Annotated in this window: 20 protein-coding genes; 13 read left to right on the top strand and 7 right to left on the bottom strand. The window is 37.2% G+C overall.

Features of this window, described 5'->3' with window-relative positions; genetic code table 11:
• Window positions 1–136: 136 nt before the first annotated feature.
• Entirely contained in the window at window positions 137–880 is a 744-nt protein-coding gene (gene hemQ / locus ACFVQC_RS17800; protein WP_377889668.1) for a hydrogen peroxide-dependent heme synthase, read from the bottom strand.
• A gap of 277 nt (window positions 881–1,157) precedes the next feature.
• On the opposite strand from hemQ, the gene pta reads away from it, so the two are divergent.
• Entirely contained in the window at window positions 1,158–2,129 is a 972-nt protein-coding gene (gene pta, locus ACFVQC_RS17795; protein ID WP_002144665.1) for a phosphate acetyltransferase, read from the top strand.
• 75 nt (window positions 2,130–2,204) lie between these two features.
• Here pta and lipL read toward each other — a convergent pair whose 3' ends face one another.
• Window positions 2,205–3,050, bottom strand: a complete 846-nt coding sequence (gene lipL / locus ACFVQC_RS17790; RefSeq protein WP_377898804.1) for an octanoyl-[GcvH]:protein N-octanoyltransferase — start codon at window positions 3,048–3,050, stop codon at window positions 2,205–2,207.
• A 148-nt stretch (window positions 3,051–3,198) separates the two neighbouring features.
• Window positions 3,199–3,891: an RsfA family transcriptional regulator gene (locus ACFVQC_RS17785; protein ID WP_377889663.1), complete on the bottom strand. Its 693-nt coding sequence runs from the start codon at window positions 3,889–3,891 to the stop codon at window positions 3,199–3,201.
• A gap of 289 nt (window positions 3,892–4,180) precedes the next feature.
• Between ACFVQC_RS17785 and ACFVQC_RS17780 the strand changes: the two genes are divergently transcribed.
• From ACFVQC_RS17780 to ACFVQC_RS17755, 6 genes are all read left to right on the top strand, one after another.
• Window positions 4,181–4,405: a YuzB family protein gene (locus ACFVQC_RS17780; protein WP_000526075.1), complete on the top strand. Its 225-nt coding sequence runs from the start codon at window positions 4,181–4,183 to the stop codon at window positions 4,403–4,405.
• A 313-nt stretch (window positions 4,406–4,718) separates the two neighbouring features.
• A complete protein-coding gene (locus tag ACFVQC_RS17775; RefSeq protein ID WP_002113119.1) occupies window positions 4,719–5,774 on the top strand; it encodes a FecCD family ABC transporter permease in 1,056 nt (351 codons plus the stop codon).
• A complete protein-coding gene (locus ACFVQC_RS17770) occupies window positions 5,771–6,787 on the top strand; it encodes a FecCD family ABC transporter permease (RefSeq protein WP_377889660.1) in 1,017 nt (338 codons plus the stop codon). The genes ACFVQC_RS17775 and ACFVQC_RS17770 overlap by 4 nt, the downstream gene beginning before the upstream one ends.
• A gap of 15 nt (window positions 6,788–6,802) precedes the next feature.
• Window positions 6,803–7,615, top strand: coding sequence for an ABC transporter ATP-binding protein (locus ACFVQC_RS17765; protein ID WP_000212073.1), 813 nt, complete (start codon window positions 6,803–6,805; stop codon window positions 7,613–7,615).
• Between the two features lie 202 nt (window positions 7,616–7,817).
• Window positions 7,818–8,756, top strand: coding sequence for an ABC transporter substrate-binding protein (locus tag ACFVQC_RS17760; RefSeq protein ID WP_377889658.1), 939 nt, complete (start codon window positions 7,818–7,820; stop codon window positions 8,754–8,756).
• Between the two features lie 145 nt (window positions 8,757–8,901).
• Window positions 8,902–10,206: an HD domain-containing protein gene (locus ACFVQC_RS17755; RefSeq protein WP_002113111.1), complete on the top strand. Its 1,305-nt coding sequence runs from the start codon at window positions 8,902–8,904 to the stop codon at window positions 10,204–10,206.
• Window positions 10,207–10,245: 39 nt separating this feature from the next.
• Here the strand turns inward: ACFVQC_RS17755 and ACFVQC_RS17750 are convergent, their stop codons facing one another.
• Window positions 10,246–10,431 carry a 2-hydroxymuconate tautomerase gene (locus ACFVQC_RS17750; RefSeq protein ID WP_001147171.1) on the bottom strand — a complete coding sequence of 62 codons (186 nt, stop codon included), beginning with the start codon at window positions 10,429–10,431 and terminating at the stop codon, window positions 10,246–10,248.
• 112 nt (window positions 10,432–10,543) lie between these two features.
• Here ACFVQC_RS17750 and ACFVQC_RS17745 point away from each other — a divergent pair, with 112 nt between their 5' ends.
• Together ACFVQC_RS17745 and ACFVQC_RS17740 are read left to right on the top strand one after the other, a co-directional pair.
• Window positions 10,544–11,218 (top strand): site-2 protease family protein, encoded by a 675-nt coding sequence (locus ACFVQC_RS17745; RefSeq protein ID WP_377889656.1) that lies wholly within the window; start codon window positions 10,544–10,546, stop codon window positions 11,216–11,218.
• Between the two features lie 25 nt (window positions 11,219–11,243).
• Entirely contained in the window at window positions 11,244–11,753 is a 510-nt protein-coding gene (locus ACFVQC_RS17740; protein ID WP_377898803.1) for a YwhD family protein, read from the top strand.
• 32 nt (window positions 11,754–11,785) lie between these two features.
• Here the strand turns inward: ACFVQC_RS17740 and ACFVQC_RS17735 are convergent, their stop codons facing one another.
• Window positions 11,786–13,837 carry a transglycosylase domain-containing protein gene (locus ACFVQC_RS17735; RefSeq protein ID WP_377898802.1) on the bottom strand — a complete coding sequence of 684 codons (2,052 nt, stop codon included), beginning with the start codon at window positions 13,835–13,837 and terminating at the stop codon, window positions 11,786–11,788.
• A gap of 101 nt (window positions 13,838–13,938) precedes the next feature.
• Window positions 13,939–14,664, bottom strand: a complete 726-nt coding sequence (locus tag ACFVQC_RS17730) for a glycerophosphodiester phosphodiesterase (protein ID WP_377898801.1) — start codon at window positions 14,662–14,664, stop codon at window positions 13,939–13,941.
• A gap of 151 nt (window positions 14,665–14,815) precedes the next feature.
• On the opposite strand from ACFVQC_RS17730, the gene ACFVQC_RS17725 reads away from it, so the two are divergent.
• The 4 genes from ACFVQC_RS17725 to speB all read left to right on the top strand — a co-directional run bounded on the left by ACFVQC_RS17725 (window position 14,816) and on the right by speB (window position 18,497).
• Entirely contained in the window at window positions 14,816–15,223 is a 408-nt protein-coding gene (locus ACFVQC_RS17725) for a MerR family transcriptional regulator (protein WP_002144674.1), read from the top strand.
• Window positions 15,224–15,228: 5 nt separating this feature from the next.
• Window positions 15,229–16,392: an MFS transporter gene (locus tag ACFVQC_RS17720; protein WP_377889649.1), complete on the top strand. Its 1,164-nt coding sequence runs from the start codon at window positions 15,229–15,231 to the stop codon at window positions 16,390–16,392.
• Between the two features lie 186 nt (window positions 16,393–16,578).
• Entirely contained in the window at window positions 16,579–17,406 is an 828-nt protein-coding gene (gene speE / locus ACFVQC_RS17715) for a polyamine aminopropyltransferase (protein ID WP_000424696.1), read from the top strand.
• Between the two features lie 218 nt (window positions 17,407–17,624).
• Window positions 17,625–18,497 (top strand): agmatinase, encoded by an 873-nt coding sequence (speB, locus tag ACFVQC_RS17710; RefSeq protein WP_016106742.1) that lies wholly within the window; start codon window positions 17,625–17,627, stop codon window positions 18,495–18,497.
• Between the two features lie 158 nt (window positions 18,498–18,655).
• Here speB and ACFVQC_RS17705 read toward each other — a convergent pair whose 3' ends face one another.
• Complete coding sequence (locus tag ACFVQC_RS17705; RefSeq protein ID WP_002144677.1) at window positions 18,656–19,693, bottom strand: PTS sugar transporter subunit IIC; 1,038 nt, start codon at window positions 19,691–19,693, stop codon at window positions 18,656–18,658.
• Window positions 19,694–19,889: the final 196 nt, after the last annotated feature.

Below are 19,889 nucleotides of genomic sequence, written 5' to 3'. Positions count from 1 at the left end.
TGAAAAGGTTACAATCTTACAAGAAATTTGAAAAGAATTTGTCGATTTTTGTTCAAATTTGCAGAGAAAAGAAGGTTTTTGCAGGTTAATGTAGAGGGTAATAAAAAAAGGAACGAATTTCGTTCCTTTTTTTATATTATATGTGTAAAAATGTTGTTACTTTTTCACTTGGTAAAATGTTTCCCACAAAGAATGTTCCAAATTCACCGTAGCGAGCACTTACTTCATCGAAGCGCATTTCATATATAAGTTTCTTAAATTGAAGAACATCGTCAGCAAATAATGTTACACCCCACTCAAAATCATCAAATCCAACTGATCCTGAAATAACTTGGCGCACTTTACCTGCGTACTGGCGACCGATTTTGCTATGACTGTACATAAGTTTCTTACGTTCATCCATAGGAAGCATATACCAGTTATCATTACCTTGGCGACGCTTATCCATTGGATAGAAGCAAATGTGATTTGCTTTCGGTAACTCAGGATATAAGCGAGCTAAGACTTGTTGGTTTTGGTATGGGTCTTCATCAGCTGGAAGATAGTTGCTTAGTTCAACAACAGATACGTAAGAATATGCAGGAACTAAATATTCAGCTAATGTTGTTTTATTTAATTCTGTTTCGATTTCATTTAACTCTTCCATTGTTGGACGTAAGATCATAAGCATAATATCTGCTTTTTGACCAACAACTGTATACATTGCATGACTGCCTTTTTTTGCAGTAGCTACTTCGTTCCATTTTTCAACGACATTTAAAAATTCAGACACTGCTTGTCCGCGTTCGTCACTAGATAATGTTTTCCATGCTGCCCAATCAATAGAACGTAAATCATGTAAACAATACCAGCCATCTAACGTTGTTGTTGCTTCACTCATTCTATTCACCTCAGTTAATGATATTTTACACGTTAACTATAGCATATATAGGTTTAAAAACATCTATATAAAGTTTCGGTGCATAAAACTGTCACATTTATATTTACCGGAAAACGGGAGAAAATAAGGATTAAGTAGGCTTTATTTCTCGGCTGAATTTTATGAAAATATAATCATTTTAATTTTATCTATTTTTTGGGAGCTATAAGTTTAAAATATAGCTGAAAAGAAGTATTCTTAAAGGTAGAGTTTTTAACATTTGTAGGAGGGTTTATTCGTGAGCAATTTATTTACAACAGTAAAAGAAAAAGTTCAAGGAAAAGGCATTTCTATCGTACTTCCTGAAGGAACTGATGAAAGAATTCTAGGCGCTGCAGAGCGTTTAGCAAAAGAAGAGTTAGTAAAACCAATTTTAGTTGGTAATAAAGAAGAAATTAGCGCAAAAGCTGCTAGCATGAACTTAACATTAGCAGGCGTTGATATTTACGATCCAGCTACATACGAAGAAATGGATGCAATGGTAGCATCTTTCGTTGAACGCCGTAAAGGCAAAGCGACAGAAGAAGATGCTCGCAAAATCCTTAAAGACGAAAACTACTTCGGTACAATGCTTGTATACATGGGCAAAGCACACGGTTTAGTAAGCGGTGCAATTCACTCTACTGCTGATACAGTTCGTCCAGCACTTCAAATCATTAAAACAAAACCAGGCGTTACAAAAACTTCAGGCGTATTCATCATGGTACGTGAAGAAGAGAAGTATGTATTCGCTGATTGCGCAATTAACATTGCACCAAATAGCCAAGATTTAGCTGAAATTGGTATCGAAAGCGCGAAAACTGCTGAACTATTCGGCATGGACCCACGCGTTGCTATGTTAAGCTTCTCTACAAAAGGTTCTGCGAAATCTCCAGAAACAGAAAAAGTTGTAGAAGCAACTCGCATTGCAAAAGAAATGGCTCCTGAATTAACTTTAGATGGAGAATTCCAATTCGATGCTGCATTCGTACCATCTGTAGCTGAGAAAAAAGCTCCAGGTTCTACAATTAAAGGTGATGCTAACGTATTCGTATTCCCAAGCTTAGAAGCTGGTAATATCGGCTACAAAATCGCTCAACGCTTAGGTAACTTCGAAGCAGTAGGACCGATCTTACAAGGTTTAAATATGCCTGTAAACGATCTATCTCGTGGATGTAACGAAGAAGAAGTGTACAAGTTAGCTTTAATTACAGCAGCTCAAGCACTTTAATTCTATAACGAATTGATATGAAAAATGACCACCCTATTTCGTGTATAACGGAATGAGGGTGGTCATTTTTGTTTTTTATTTTTCTAAACCAAGTGCCTTATTGTTACGATCAATAATACGTTGTAAATTCATCTCATATAAAGGGACTTCATCCAACGTTAGTTGAGATGGTGTTAACTTTGGAGCGAATTGTTGCAACGTTTTTAAAAGATGCATCATTAAATCTTGCACTGTAATTGTTTCGCCAAGTAATTCAGATAGTGAAGCCATCGTACTTGGCACAATTTCAGGATACGTAAATCGTGTTTCTTCTCCTTGAATTGCTACGTTGTAAAAATCACGAACGAGGGCCGCGCGCTCAGATCCGCTTCCTGTCGCACATAAGTAAATTTGTACAGCAACGCCTCCGCGAATACGACGCTGAGAAATACCAGCAAATTTTTGATCGCGAATGCTCAAATCATAGCTACCAGGGCAATAAGAACCAACAATTTCTTTTGCCTCGATAGTAACATCGTAATCTTTTAACATTTCCTTAATTAAATGCCACATTGTATCGTATCCAAGATCGATGTCGATACCTTTTTCTGTTTCTTGGAATAAAAGTGATACGTTTAAAACACCTTCATCAAGTACGACAGCAAGTCCACCGGAATTACGAACGATAACATTAAAGTCGTTTTGTTTTAAAAAGGAAATACCTTCTTCTAAATGTGGTAGGCGTGAATCTTGAATGCCAAGTACAATTGTATTGTGATGAACCCAAGAGCGCATTGTTGCAGCTGATTCGCCATTTCCAATACTTGTGCATAATGTGTCATCCATTGCGAATGACTGCAACGCATGGAATGTTGGTCCTAAACTAGACTGATCCACAATGCGCCACTCTGGCTGAGATAAAATCGAACGGGAATTGCTCATATAACTAACCCCTTATTTATAAAATGACAATCTTTATTATAGCAAAAAATGAAGAAAGGGGTTTCCCATATATAAAGGGAGATTCTAAAGTTGAAGAAGCACATATGGTTGAAGTGAAATAAGAAAAGGATGCACATATGCATCCTTTTTATTCTGCAATTTTTTCTAAGTTACCGTTTCGATCCATGCGGAAAGATGTTTGTGAGCGTTCCTCATCATCCATTACTGCTAATTTACGAGCACGGTTCATAATATTCATAAGTGTTTCGTAATCCTCTTGTACAGTATGAGATTGTTGTTCTAATTTTTCTAGTTTCTTTTCTAGTTCTTCATTTCGCAAAATTTGCGCTTTAATTTCTTGTTTCAATCTCGTATTCTCGTTTTCAAGAGCTGTTACTTTTATATTTGAAGATCCAACTGTTTGTAAAAAGTAAATAACATCTTGCATTGTTATTGAGTTTTTTGGAGCAGGAACAGTCGGCTCTTGATATGGAATAGCTTCTGTATATTGAACAGCTGTTTCATACGGTACGTGTTCTTCATAATCAGTTATCGCCGCTGAAGCTGGTGGTGTATAAAGTAAACGTTTTTTTGCCTGTTCACCGCCCGCAGCACGCATTTTATCTTTACGATGTTTTTTTGCTAGTTGAAGAGCTTGTTCATAGCTATAGCGAACAACAGCATTCCAGCGGAAACCACAAGCAGCAGATGTGCGATTTAACTGATCTCCTACTTCTTCAAAAGCATTTAATTGAGTACTTCCTTCTCGAACATGGCGAAGCACTGTTTCAGCAAGTAATAAATCGTCCTCGTCTGTCCAAGCATCTTGTCTTACTTTCATAGATTCAACTCCCTTTCTTTTTATGAACTTCCTATTTTTATAATGGGCAAAAAAATGAGCTTTTATACAAAGCTTTTAAAAATATGGTAGATTTCAATGAAGAGAAGAAATGTGGCTATGAATGATGAAAGCTTTTGAAGGAGAAAATATAAAAAATAGGTAGCCTTATATAGGAATGGAGCTACGCCCGGAGACTTGCAACAAGCCTCAAAGAGCGGTAAAATACCATTTAGTGTTTATTTTTAAATGTACTTGTGAAAAGTTTAAAATAGAGGAAGTGTTATATATAATGGGAAACGAATTTCGTGTGTGTGATGATTGTCAGGCAACGAACGTTAAAACGTTGATTCCGAAGTTAAAAAAAGTAGATTCATGTGCAACGATTGAGGTTGCATGTCAGTCTTACTGCGGTCCTGGTCGTAAAAAATCATTCGCGTTTGTAAATAATCGTCCAGTTGCGGCTCCAACAGAAGACGAATTAATTGTAAAAATTGAAGCAAAGTTAAATAAGTAAGAAAAAGAAGAGTGAACAGATTACTCTTCTTTTTTTATGTCCATAAGAGGAATGATCTATTCTGCGAAAGTACAATTGATGGAGACTAACATGCGATGTAGGATGGACATCACCTGTTCATTAAAATTTCGATCTATATGAATTTGTATTTCAAAATAATGGTTGACAGTCTTTTGAAGCGATAGGTAAAATAGAAAGTGTCTGATTCTGAGAATCATTATCAGGAAAAATCAATTCATCTAATTTTTTTATTACTATTTGAGAATAAATTTCATTTTATTAAATATATGTTGTTGGTTAGGATGGTTGAGGGATGGAAGCGAGCGCAAGGAGTATAGAACAGCAAGATGTGAATGTTAAAGAGATTAAGAGCAGACCGCTCGTTGCTTCTATTATTTTAATAGCAGGCACAATTTTGTTAGCTTTAAGCATGGCAGTTTCTATTTCGTTTGGTGCAGCAGATATTAGTTTAAAGACCGTTTGGCAAGCTGTATTTCAGTTTGATGGGTCTATAACGCATCATAACGTAATTCAAGAACTTCGCATGCCTAGAGCAATAGGGGGCGTAGTTGCAGGTGCCTTTTTAGCGGTATCAGGTGCAATTATGCAAGGTATGACACGAAATCCACTTGCATCACCATCGTTAATGGGAATTACAGATGGAGCTGTATTTGGGATTGCAATTATGTATGCATTCTTCCCTAATTCACCTTATTTAATGTTTGTTATCGCATCATTTATTGGAGCTGCGTTTGGAGCGAGCATTGTATATGGTATTGGGTCTTCTTCACCAGGTGGATTAACGCCTGTAAAATTAGCTTTAGCAGGTGCAGCAATTAGTGCTTTATTAGGGGCAATTTCATCTGGAATTGCATTGTATTTCAACCTTGCCCAAGAGGTAAGTATGTGGAATGCAGGCGGTGTTGCCGGAGTGAAATGGCAAAGTATTAATATGTTAGTACCGATTGGTCTTGTTTGTCTCGTTATAGCAATTATGATGTCGAGATATATCACAATTTTAAGCTTTGGTGAAGAAATTGCGATTGGACTTGGTCAAAATACGACATTAATTAAATTTATCGGAACAGTACTTGTTCTTGTATTAACAGGTTCTGCGGTTTCTATGGCAGGATCGGTTGGATTCGTTGGACTTGTAATTCCGCATATGACTCGTTTCCTTGTAGGCTCAGACTATAGATGGGTTATTCCATGTTCTGCGGTCTTAGGTGGATTGTTAATTGAATGTGCAGATATGTTATCTCGCGTTATTAATCCACCATTTGAAACGCCAATTGGGGCAATTACAGCGCTAATTGGAGTTCCATTCTTCCTCTACTTAGCACGTAATGAAGGGAGAGGAAAAATGTGAGGACGAGCGTCTTAACAAAAAAGAACATTTCTATTTTAACGATTTTAGTAGGATTAATCGTTGCTGTATTTTTAGTAAGTTTAAATACAGGAACATTTAAAATACCTCCAATAGATGTATTAAAGTCATTGGTTGGATTAGGTGCAGAAGATCAATCTGTTATTTTATTTGAATTTCGTATGCCACGTATGGTTATTGCTATATTAGTTGGTTCTGCATTAGCTATGTCAGGTGCAATTTTGCAAGGGTTATCACGAAATCCACTTGCTGATCCAGGTATTATCGGTATTAACGCCGGAGCGGGATTAACAGTTGTTGTATTCGTCTACTTTTTCTTTGGAAAAGTTGGAACTGGTACATTCTTATCTGTATTTATCCTTCCATTCTTCGCACTAATTGGTGCGATATTAGCAGCGGTTATTATTTATTTACTAGCATGGAAAGACGGAGTTTCATCCACTCGATTAATTCTTGTTGGTATCGCTGTTGCAGCCGGATTTGGTGCTGTTAGTTTAATTTTTTCTATGAAGATGACATCGAACGACTTCCGTTTTGCAACGATTTGGTTGGCAGGAAGTTTATGGGGAACAGATTGGAAGTTCGTACTAAGTGTACTCCCATGGATGGTTATTTTCTTACCACTTGCCATTAGTAAAGCGCACATATTAAATGTAATGAATTTAGGCGACTCTACAGCAGTTGGCCTTGGTGTAAATGTAGAAAAGGAAAGACGTAAATTATTATTTATTGCAGTTTGTTTAGCTGGTGCATCTGTTGCGGTGGCGGGCGGCATTGGTTTTATCGGTTTAATGGCTCCGCATTTAGCGAGAAGTCTCGTTGGTGGTAAACATCAAATTATGTTACCAACGGCTGCATTAATAGGAACGTTCTTGCTTTTATTTGCAGATGTAATCTCAAGAAGTGTGTTACCAACTTCAGAAATACCGGTCGGTCTTGTTATTTCTGTAATTGGCGCACCATATTTCATATATTTACTTATGAGGACAAAATAAAGGGAGGCTTTTTGTATGGCAACTTTAGCGGTTGATGCGGTATCTGTTGGCTATAATGAAGGGTTAATTATAGATGGATTAACAGTTGAAATTCCGGAAGGACAAATTACAACGATTATTGGACCAAATGGTTGCGGGAAATCCACATTATTAAAAACGGCTTCTCGTATTTTGAAAGCAAAACGAGGTACTGTTTATCTTGATGGAAAAGCAATTGAGAAACAGCCAACGAAAGAAATCGCAAAGAAAATGGCGATTTTACCACAAACTGCAGAAGTGCCAACAGGCCTTACTGTGTTTGAACTTGTTTCATATGGACGTTTTCCTCATCAAAAAGGATTTGGAACATTGAAAGAAGAGGATTATCGCTACATTCATTGGGCTCTTGAAGTGACGGGGATGACAGAATTCGCAAATCGTCCAGCAGAAGCTTTATCAGGTGGTCAACGTCAACGTGTATGGATTGCGATGGCTCTTGCACAAGGAACAGATTTACTCGTGTTAGATGAACCAACAACATACTTAGATATGGCTCATCAACTTGAGGTATTAAACTTACTGAAGAAGTTAAACAAAGAAGAAGGCAGAACGATTGTTATGGTTATTCACGATTTAAATCATGCTTCTCGTTTCTCTGATCATATGATTGCATTAAAAGCTGGGAAGTTAATGAAACAAGGAACGCCAGATGAAGTTATGACAAGTGAAACGCTTCGTAACGTATTTGAAATCGAAGCTCAAATCGTTCCATGTCCAGTAAACTGTAAACCAATTTGTTTAACATACGATTTAGCTATGATTAATAATCAATTGCGTAAAAAAGCATAATTAATAGAATTTCCCCCTCTTAAAGAGGTGAGAGGGGGAGTTCTAATGGACGTTGAGCTTCTTACCCACGGATGGGAAGTTGAACGCCCTTTAGAACGGGTTATAAACAACAATTAATAAAAATATATTAATTAAATGTTGTTTTCGTTTCTTATAGTTACATGCAAATTATAAGAGAAATACAGCTAGAAGGAGTCGGAATATGAAGAATTTTAAAATGGCACTATTAGCAATGGTACTAGTTGTTACTTCTGTACTATTTGCAGCTTGTTCTAACAAAGAAGAAGAAAAGAAAGCAGATGCGAAGACTGAAGAGCGCACTGTACAACACGCAAAAGGGGAAATTAAAATCCCTGCAAATCCAAAGAAAATTGCTGACCTTAGTGGTTCAACAGAAGAATTATTAATTTTCGGTATGAAACCGATTATTACTGCAAATACAACACAAGAAAAAATTGATGGACATATCGCAAAGAAATTAGAAGGTGTGAAACCAGTAGGTTCTGCTTGGGGCGATAAAATTAACATCGAAGCAGTAGCTGCTGCAAAACCGGACTTAATTCTTGTAAACAATCGTCAAGAAAAGATTTATGATCAATTATCTAAAATTGCACCAACAGTTATGTTAAAAACTCCATTAGACCAATGGCGTCCAAAATTCGAAGAAGTAGGTCAAATCTTCGGTAAAGAGAAAGAAACAAAAGAATGGTTCAAACAGTATGAGGAAAAAGCAAGCAAATTACATGACAAAATCATCGCTAAAACTGGTGATGCAACATTCATGAAAATGGCTGCATATCCAAATGCTTTCCGCGTATATGGTGACTACGGTTACGGTAGCGTAATCTTTAATGACTTAAAGTTACCGGCAGTTAAAGGGACACCAACTGATAAACCGCTAGTACAAGTACAAAAAGAAGCTTTAATCGATTACAACCCAGATTATTTATTCGTATTTACAACTGGTGACGGTTCTCAGCGTCTAAAAGAATTCCAAGAAGAATCAATTTGGAAAAACATGAACGCTGTTAAAAACAATCATGTATTCACAATTAGCAATGAAGACCTAAACAAAGGATACTTCCCGCTAGGTAAAGAAATGATCTTAGACGAAGTAGCTGAATTTGTTTTAGGAAAATAATATATAAAGAAAAATCACTTTTACCGACGTAAAAGTGATTTTTCTTTATATAACAGGAATTAATATAGTCTTTCATTTCTTTCTGTTTCCTATATCGTTTATAATATATAGTAAGAATGCAGTAAAGAAAGGGGGATGTCGGAAAGTGGTATATTTAAACGACAAACTCAGCGAAACAAAAGTGTTTAAAGACCCAGTACATAAATATGTGCACGTGCGTGATCGCGTTATTTGGGATTTAATCGGAACGAAAGAATTTCAACGCTTGCGCCGTATTAAGCAGCTTGGAACGACATTTTTTACATTTCACGGTGCAGAGCATAGTCGCTTTACTCATTCGTTAGGTGTATATGAAATTATTCGTCGTATGATTGATGATGTGTTTGATGGCAGACCAAATTGGAATGCTGAAGATAGATTGTTATGTTTATGTGCTTCATTACTTCATGATGTCGGTCACGGCCCATTTTCTCATTCGTTTGAAAAAGTATTTTCGTTAGATCATGAGAAATTTACGCAAAAGATTATCGTTGGTGATACGGAAATTAATCGTGTATTAAGCCGTGTGGATAAAGATTTCCCGCAAAAGGTAGCAGATGTAATTGCGAAAACATCCACTAATAAATTAGCGATTAGTATGATTTCAAGCCAAATTGATGCTGATCGTATGGATTATTTATTAAGAGATGCATATTTTACTGGTGTAAAGTATGGGAACTTTGATATGGAACGTATACTGCGTGTCATGCGCCCGTATGGTAATCAAGTTGTCATTAAAAATAGTGGTATGCATGCTGTAGAGCATTATATTATGAGTCGTTATCAAATGTATTGGCAAGTATATTTCCATCCAGTAACACGTAGTGCAGAAGTAATTTTAACGAAGATTTTACACCGAGCTAAATCACTGCATGAGAAGTATTATGCGTTTAAATATCATCCTGTTCATTTCTATTCTTTATTTGAAGAAGAGGTAACAGTAGAGGACTATTTAAAGCTAGACGAGAACGTAATGTATTATTACTTCCAAGTATGGCAAGACGAAGAAGATCCAATTTTAAGTGACTTATGTCGCCGTTTTATGAATCGAAATCTATTTAAATATGTAGAGTTTACAGATAAACACGGTTTAGATAATTGGATGGAATTGAGTAGCTTATTTAAAAAGATTGGACTAGATCCAGAGTATTATTTAGTTGTGGATTCAACATCAGACTTACCGTATGACTTTTACCGCGCAGGAGAAGAAGAAGAGCGTCTACCAATCTTACTCCTTATGCCGAACGGGGAACTTAGGGAGCTTTCGCGCGAATCGGATATTGTTGAGGCGATTACGGGTAAGAAGAGAACGGATCAAAAGCTATTCTATCCGCATGATTTAATCTATGAAGATGGAAGAAAAGGAAAATATAAAGAGAGAATTATCGAGTTATTAGAAGGAAAGAAATAAGAAGCAGCTAAGAGCTACTTCTTATGAAAGAATTTGAAATTATTTGTCGCTTAAGCGTTTTCCGCCAACTGCATAATGGTTTTTAGACATTTCTTCGATGAAAACAACGATGTTTTCTTCAGGAGCACCAGTTGTTTCGCTTACTGCTGCTGTTACTTTCTCAGCAAGAGCTTTCTTTTGTTCTTCTGTGCGTCCTTCTAGCATTTTCACTGTTACGTATGGCATGTACAATCGCTCCTTTTATGTAAGTTACACTCTTATTATAGCGGATTATGAGGAAGAACAATCGGAAAAACAAATAATTTCTTTTTTGGACATATTGAAGAGGAGATGAACTATGGATCAGTTATTTAGATACCCGTTGCACCAAATTCCATTGGTAGCAATGGCGATTATTATTGCGCTATCTGTGCATGAATTTGCACATGCGTATGTTGCATATAAATTTGGAGACGATACAGCGAAAAAACAAGGACGGTTAACGTTATCACCGATGGCTCACTTAGATCCTATCGGGATGATTGCTGTATTAATTCTTGGATTCGGTTGGGCAAGACCAGTGCCTGTTAACCCGTATAACTTTAAAAGACCGCGTCTTGCGGGAATATTAGTTTCTATTGCGGGACCAATTAGTAATTTAATTTTAAGTGCAATTGGTTTAATCGTTTTATATAGTTTACAAGCGCTAGGTGTGCTACATGCACTTCCATTTGCAGTTACAGATACATTAATTCAGTTTTTCCAAATTTTTATTTTTCTTAATATCGTTTTATTTGTGTTTAATTTACTACCGATTCCACCACTTGATGGTTATCGCGTTGTGGAAGATTTAGCACCAGCGAATATTCGTGCGAAAATGACACAGTATGAAAAGTATGGAGCAATTGCGTTATTAATTCTTGTTATTACACCGCTTAGCAATTACACAATTCAACCTATTTTCAATGTGGTAATTCCGTATGTGTATGGATTTTTACAAAGTATCATTGCGCCTATTTTCGGGCTTTTATAATTATTAAGCGAGGAGGAATTTACATATGACAGAGAAAAAGAAAAAAATCGGTTTTAATATCGTGAAGAATGACTCAACAGATGGGCATGGTGGTTTTGGTGTTGGGGCATTAAGCCTAGAAAATATTTCTCCTGTATTTGTTGATGTATTAGAGAAAACTGCGTTCGTTGATATCGGTGCGATGCATGCGCGTAGTACAGTAGAAAAAGGAATTAAGTTTTTAACGAATAAAGATGATGTTCCAAACGGAAAACCATTTTGGCTTGTTTGGGTAACGATTGAAAGAACACCGACCGGTGCATATTACGCAGGTGTAACTGCTTGTGAAATGACAGTTGACCGTGAAATTCGCCGCGGATATAAATCACTTCCAGAGCATGTAAACAAAATGGATAAATCATTAAAGCGTCACATCATGATTGATCATATGGATGAACCATCTAAAAAAGTACTTGGTACATTCTTAAAAGAGCATAATGAAGCAATTTGGAACGAATCTAGTGAGGAATTGCGCCACGCATTATTAGGTGAATAAAAATAGCTGACGGATTTCCGTCAGCTATTTTTTTACCACGGGAGATATTTCTTCCACCAACCCGTCCTTTTCTTCTCTTCACTAACCTTTTCGAATTCTTCTTTATCATCAACGTGATCCATACAATATTCAGTTGGCTCTGTACCTTTTGCGAAGTACATTTTCACAGAAATGGGACAATTTTTTGTAGCAATCTTACCGTTTTCAGGGTTAACGTCGACAGCAACAACATCTGTTGGTTGTTTGAACTCTTTTTTAGGCTGTCCATCTAATCCTTTTTCCATTGTATCGGTCCATATTTTTTTCGCGTATCCTTGTTCTGCTACGTTTGAAATGGATTTAGGTTGATCGTATCCAATCCAAACCCCTGTTACAAGTTGTGGGGTAAATCCAATCATCCAACTATCAGTTTCTGTAGAACCAGATTTCCCGGCATATGTTCTTGATAGTTTTGATAACATCGATTGACCGGTCACAGCGGCATAACTGCTTAGTTTTTTATTAAACATACCTGCCATCATTTCTTCCATCACAAAGGCTTTGCTTTTATCTAGAACTTGTTTACTTTCTAAATGAGCGTCGTATAGCATATTTCCTTCATGATCAACGATGCGCCTTATAAAGATTGGTTTTACTTCTTTTCCGCCGTTTGCAAACATGCTATAAGCATTGACCATTTCAATTGGTTTTACAGGGGATGTGCCGAGAGCAAGAGACGGAACATCTTTTAATGCGCTAGTAATACCGAATTGCTTCGCTGTTTTTGTAAGAATGTCTTCGCCTAAAAATAAATTCGTCTTCACAGCATATACGTTATCAGAAACGGCGAGTGCTTGTGCCATTGTCACAAAATCGTCTGCATAATAGTTTTTATAATTTTTCGGTTTATATTTGGAAACACCGTCACCTAAAGTGAATACAGTGTATTCGCTTTTTAAGCGCGTAGCAGGGGTAAATCCTCGTTCTAAGGCTGCATAATATAGGAATGGCTTAAATGTAGAGCCGGGCTGGCGAGCAGCTTGTGTAGCTCTGTTAAATTGACTCTTATTATAATCAGTTCCACCAACAAGGGCAGCCACTTCACCCGTTGTTGGATTCATAGAGACGAGGGCAGTTTGGATGTTTGTTGTTTCAGGTATATGATTTTTTACAGCTTGCTCTGCTACAGATTGTAATTTAGGGTCTAGCGTTGTATAAATACGCAAGCCACCTCGCTGTAAGGCTTGCTCATCTAATCCGATATCACGAAGAAGAGAAGCTTGTACAGCATCTTGGAAATAAGGTGCAATTTCTGCAACTTTTTTCGTATCCAATGAGGCAAAAGTAAGTGTTTCTTTTTTTGCTGAGGCAGCTTGCTGTTTTGTAATATACCCTTGTTCTACCATTTCATTTAGTATGAGAGATTGACGCCCTTTGGCACGCTCTTCTTTTAAAAAGGGAGAGTAGAAACTAGGTCCTTTCGGAATGCCTGCGAGCATACTAGCTTCTGCTAATGTTAATTCTTTTGCAGTTTTATCGAAATACAGGCGGGAAGCAGCTTCAATTCCGTAAGCACCATGCCCGTAATAAATTGTATTTAAATACCCTTCTAAAATATGATTTTTATTATAGTTCACTTCAAGACGAACGGTATACATTGCTTCTAATAGTTTACGCTTCCACGTTTTATCATGATCTAAGTATAGGTTACGAGCATACTGTTGTGTGATAGTACTAGCACCTTGTACTTTTGCCATTGCTTTTAAATCGGCAACAATAGCACCAGCAATGCGCTTCATATCAAAGCCATGATGTTTGTAGAATCGTTGATCTTCAATAGATAGTGTCGCCCCTGTTACATAAGGAGAAATTTCATCGAGAGATACATTATAGCGTTTTTGCATTTCATTACTTTGTCCTATAACAGTGTCATCATTAGCGTAAAAGACACTCGTTTGCGGAACCGCAACAGGGGGAGGTCCCATAATTTTTGCAGCTACAATGATAATAAAAAAGGAAAAAACGAAAAAAAGAACACAAGAAAACATTACGGTGAAGAAAAGACGTTTATATTTTTTAAGTTTTGGATTCATAGTTTGATCCATCTTTTTCAGCCCCTCATTAATACAAGCATTATTGTATTAGTATTGAGGGTTTTCGTTTATTTTAAACAATGAAATTTCCAAAATAAAAAGAGCCCCTTCATTTAAGAAAGGAGCTCAAAAGCACGCGCTGGCCAATCGGTAATAATAACATCTACGCCGTAATCAATCATAGTTTGTAAATCTTTATATTCATTAATGGTATAAGGACGAAAAACGTATCCTTGCCCCTGTGCTAATTGGACAAACTCTTTCGTTAATAATTGAAAGTTTGGATGTAATCCAGTTGCCCCACGTTTTTTTGCTTCAGCAATAGGATCTGCAAGTGGTGTGTCGTACAAAATCGCTCTTGGAATTTCTGGAGCAATTTCTGCTAATAATGAAACGGAATCGTGGTTAAATGATGAAAATGCAATTTGATTGGATAGATGATATTCACGAACGAGAGCGACGACCTTTTCTTCAATAGTTGGATAGTGAATAACATCTGTTTTTAATTCAATGTTAAGTTGTAAATTTGTTGTAGAGAGCCAAATAAATACTTCTCGTAACGTTGGGATTTTTGCCTCATGGAAAGAAGGGTCTTTATGGCTACCAGCATCTAAAATTTGTAATTCTTCTACAGTTTTCTCAGAAACAAGTCCCACGCCATTTGTTGTACGGTCCACTGTTTCATCATGAATAACAACTAGTTCACCGTCTTTTGATAGATGAACATCAAATTCAATTCCGTGAGCACCAATGCGTTCAGCCTCTTGGAAGGCAATCATCGTATTTTCTGGGTGTGTTCCTTTTACCCCGCGATGAGCGAAAATAAGTGGTTTATTCATGTGGAAATCTCCTTATCATCTCTTTTCTTTCATTATGAAACTGCTTTGAGAAAAATACAATTCATATGACAAACATTTACAAAAGTATAATAGTTGCACAAAGGTTAACGTTAACGTAAAATGTAATAATCCGGTGAAGGGAGGAATACACATGTATAAAATTGATGAAGTAACAAAGCAAGTCGGTTTAACAAAGCGTACACTTCGTTATTATGAGGAAATTGGTTTAATTCATCCCCCAGAACGCAGTGAAGGGAATATTCGCCTGTATACAGACGAGGACATTGCAAGAATTAAAAGGATTGTGGAAGCGAAAGAAGTGCTGGGAATTACGCTTCAAGAAATGCAACATTTCTTATCGTTAAAAGAAAGAATGGAACAAAGAAGAAATAGTGAGAATCCGCGTGACCGTGAAGTGATTCAAGAAATTAAAGAGATGCTTGAAGAACAAGTGCAAACGTTAGACGAGAAAATGGAGCAAATGCAGCGCGTGAGGGCAGAGCTAGAGGATAGTTTAAGCCGTGCAGTTACATTTTTAGAGAATACAAAAGGAGAGTAATCAAAATGGAGAGCAAACAAAAATTAGGGAGATTGATTACAGTGGTGGCTACCTTCCTTGCCTTTTCAGGTATAGGAGTAGTCGACCCAATTTTACCAAGCATTGCTGAACAAATTGGTGCTTCGCATTGGCAAGTCGAGATGTTATTTACAGCATATATTTTAACGATGGCAATTATGATGTTACCAGCTGGAATATTTGCATCAAGATTTGGTGATAAACGAATGATGACGATCGGTCTTGCGATTGTAACTGTGTTTGCATTTATATGTGGTATATCGCAAACGATTGCTCAATTATCTCTTTTCCGTGCAGGATGGGGATTAGGAAATGCGATGTTTTTTGCTACAGCAATGACACTTTTAATAGCATTAAGTAAAGAAGTTCATGAAGCAGTAGGATTATATGAAGCAGCTATCGGTTTAGGGATGGCAGGTGGCCCATTGTTAGGTGGTATATTAGGTGGGCATTCTTGGCGTTACCCATTTTTCGCAACGAGTATTTTAATTTTCTTAGCATTTATTTTAGTATTCTTTTTTGTAAAAGAACCGGAGCGAGAAGTGAAGCGTAAAGCAGCAGGCGTAGGTGAATTACTTAACCTGGTGAAGTATAAACCGTTTATGCAAGGTGCCATTTCAGGAATGTTATACTACTACGGATTTTTCGTCGTGTTAGCATATTCACCACTGATTATGCATTTATCTGCTATTCAATTAGGATTTGTATTTTGCGGATGGGGATTAGCATTAGCTTACGGTTCAGCAATTTTAGCGCATAAGCTAGAAGGTAAATATGAACCAAAAACATTGTTAAAAGGTAGTTTACTCGTATTTGCGATTTTCTTAATTGCACTATTCTTCGTTAAAATCATGTGGTTACAAATCGTGTTAATCGTTCTATCTGGATTAGCATCAGGATTAAATAATGCGTTATTTACAAGTTATGTAATGGATATTTCACCTTATGAAAGATCTGTTACATCGGGTGTCTATAACTTCGTTCGTTGGTTAGGAGGCGCGATTGCTCCAATTTTATCAGGAGTTATCGGTCATACAGTTTCGCCGCAAAGCCCGTTTTTAGTCGGTGGAATTGTTGTATTAGTTGGTTGCGTTATGATCTTAATTCCGATTCGTAAACCGGTAGAAATAGAGACAAAAGCCCTTTCTTAAGAAAGGGTTTTCTTTCCTATTACAGAGCAAACCTTTTTCGCATATATGTTAGAACCCTCTGACTAAAATATATTTTCGGTATTTTTGTACTTTTAACTATACTTTTTGGATGTTTTGTTTTATTTTTGTTAGGGGACATTAATGATGTCCCTATTATAAATTTGCAGCGAAAGGCGTGATTGTACGATGGAACTATGGTTCACTGAAAAACAAACAAAGCATTTTGGAATTACGGCGCGTATTAACCGCACATTACATACGGAGCAAACAGAATTCCAAAAACTTGATATGGTTGAAACGGAAGAGTTCGGAAACATGCTTATTTTAGACGGCATGGTTATGACAACAGAAAAGGACGAGTTCGTTTATCATGAAATGGTAGCGCACGTACCTTTATTTACACATCCAAACCCTGAAAACGTATTAGTTGTTGGTGGTGGTGATGGTGGTGTTATTCGTGAAGTGTTAAAACACCCAAGTGTAAAGAAAGCAACTCTTGTTGAAATCGATGGAAAAGTAATTGAGTACTCTAAACAATACTTACCATCAATTGCAGGCGCATTAGATAATGAGCGTGTAGAAGTAAAAGTAGGAGACGGTTTCCTACACATCGCAGAAAGCGAAAATGAATATGACGTAATTATGGTAGATTCTACTGAGCCAGTAGGCCCGGCAGTAAACCTATTTACAAAAGGCTTCTACGCTGGAATCTCTAAAGCGTTAAAAGAAGATGGTATTTTCGTTGCACAAACGGACAACCCTTGGTTCACACCAGAACTAATTACAACTGTGTTTAAAGACGTAAAAGAGATCTTCCCAATTACTCGTTTATACACAGCAAACATTCCGACGTATCCAAGTGGACTTTGGACGTTCACAATCGGATCTAAAAAACATGATCCATTAGAAGTAAGTGAAGAGCGTTTCCATGAAATCGAAACGAAATACTACACAAAAGAATTACACAATGCAGCATTCGCATTACCGAAATTTGTTGGCGATTTAATTAAGTAAGAGCGTTAAATTGAAATAAATAAAGTGTAAGTAACTCATTTAAGGTGTTTGTCTAGAAGGCTTGAACATGCTAGTTACTTACACTGCTACAAATGAAGTAGTCTTCTTGTAATAAAAAGAAGGCGCAGGTAAATCGAGAAAGAGGAGTTATAGGCTCCAAATTTGAGAAATAATGAAAGGTTGGGATACCTTAATTTCCACACAAGGAGGAAAAGAGTATGCGTTTTGATGAAGCTTATTCAGGTAAAGTATTTATAAAAAGTCATCCAAGTTTTGAAGAGTCAAAGGCGGTTATTTATGGGATGCCTATGGATTGGACAGTAAGTTTTCGTCCAGGATCTCGCTTTGGCCCTGCACGTATTCGTGAAGTATCAATCGGTCTTGAAGAATATAGTCCGTATTTAGATCGTGAACTAGAAGAGGTAAAATATTTTGATGCGGGTGATATCCCATTACCATTTGGGAACCCACAGCGCAGCATAGACATGATTGAAGAATATGTAGCAAAACTTTTAGATGCCGGTAAGTTTCCACTAGGTCTCGGCGGTGAGCACTTAGTGTCTTGGCCAATTTTTAAGGCAATGGCAAAAAAATATCCGGATTTAGCAATCATCCACATGGATGCTCATACTGATTTACGTGAATCGTATGAAGGGGAGCCTTTATCCCACTCTACACCAATTCGTAAAGTGTGTGATTTAATTGGTCCGGAAAACGTATATTCTTTCGGAATTCGTTCTGGAATGAAGGAAGAATTTGAATGGGCGAAAGAAGTAGGTATGAACTTATACAAATTTGACGTATTAGAGCCGTTAAAAGAAGTATTACCGAAACTTGCAGGACGTCCAGTCTATGTCACAATCGACATTGATGTATTAGACCCAGCTCATGCTCCTGGAACAGGAACGTTAGAGGCTGGAGGTATTACATCTAAAGAACTATTAGAGTCCATCGTAGCAATTGCAAATTCAAATATAAAAGTAGTCGGAGCAGACTTAGTAGAAGTAGCTCCAGTCTACGATCATAGTGATCAAACACCAATCGCAGCAAGCAAATTCGTGCGGGAAATGCTGCTCGGTTGGGTGAAATAAAAGCGGAGGCAGCTCGCTCAGAATCGCAGGTCATTGGAACGCTCGACCGAGAAGCGCTTTTGGCTTCGAACGAGAGTGTGAAATGGCCGGAGATTCTAGCTGCTGTAGCAAGACATCAAAAAAGAGCTATTCTCAAACGATGAGAATAGCTCTTTTTCTTATGCAACCTTCTCTTCCGAAGTGATTCCGCGAATTTCATCAGCAGAACGGATTGGATATTTGCGGAACACAATGGAACCGACGTATCCAACAATAGTGGTAACGATTCCACATAATACGGCAGCAATCGTTACTTTTATTACATCATTAAATCCGAACAATACGAGAAGTCCTGGAATTGGTGATGCTGTCCCTGGTGCATTATTAACGAGCTGGAATAGCGACGTAATAATACCGGCAAGCGCACCGCCAACAAAGTTTGTTGCGTAAATTGGAATTGGATTTGCTGAGACAACATCGGCTTGTGTTAACGGCTCGATTGCCACAGCGATTGTATCTTTCTTTGAACAGATTTTTAGTCGTTTAAAGAAAATGAAGTTCATTGGGGCAGAAGCTGCTACGGCAAGACTACCAATTGCCATTGGTAAACCAGTTAATCCAAGCATTGCAGTTAGTGCCATAGAACTTAGTGGAGATGTAGAAATAACTGTGATTAATCCACCAAGCATAATCCCCATAATGATAGGACTTTCTGTAGTTGCAACTGAAATCATAGAACCGATTTTACCGAGTGTTGCGTTAACGAGTGGATCCATAAGCATGGCCATTCCACGTGAAATTGGTGCGGCAATAAATAGAATTGCTAAAAATTCTACACCAGCTGGTAATTTCTTTTCGAGAAATTTCACGACGAAAGCACAAACATATCCAGCGAAAAATCCTGGTAAAATACCGAACCCACTAGTAGCTATACCGATTAAAACAGCGTATACGGGTGAAACGCCGATTGCTAATGCTACTAAAATCGCCGCTGCGACACCGCTCATACTACCAGAAGCTTCTCCTACTGATTGTAAAAAGTCATTATGAAACATTTCTCCACCTATATAACGGTGAAATGCTTCAATAAGAAAACTTGCGATTGCTGCATTAGCTAAAGCACCCATCGCTTTCATTCCGTAAGGCGCACGGTAACTGAAAAGTGTAAATAGACAAAGTACAACAAGTAATAGTGCTAAACCTTGCAAGATAGCCATTTGAAAACTGTCTCCTTTGATTTTTGTAATAAAAATTTGTATCATTCAATAATAATATAAAAGTTTGTTAAACGGAAAAAATTTTTATTGGGAAATTGCTGTAAGGTGAAAAACTCTTACAATAATGTAAGGAAAGTGTAAGGCATTTCGATAGAGTATAGTATGCTTTTTTTCGTATAATACAGGTATAGACATA

The organism is Bacillus sp. NPDC057893, assembly GCF_042796455.1.
Lineage (GTDB): Bacteria > Bacillota > Bacilli > Bacillales > Bacillaceae_G > Bacillus_A.
Note: the sequence above shows the minus strand (reverse complement) of the source record. Positions and strands in the feature narration are given on the sequence as shown.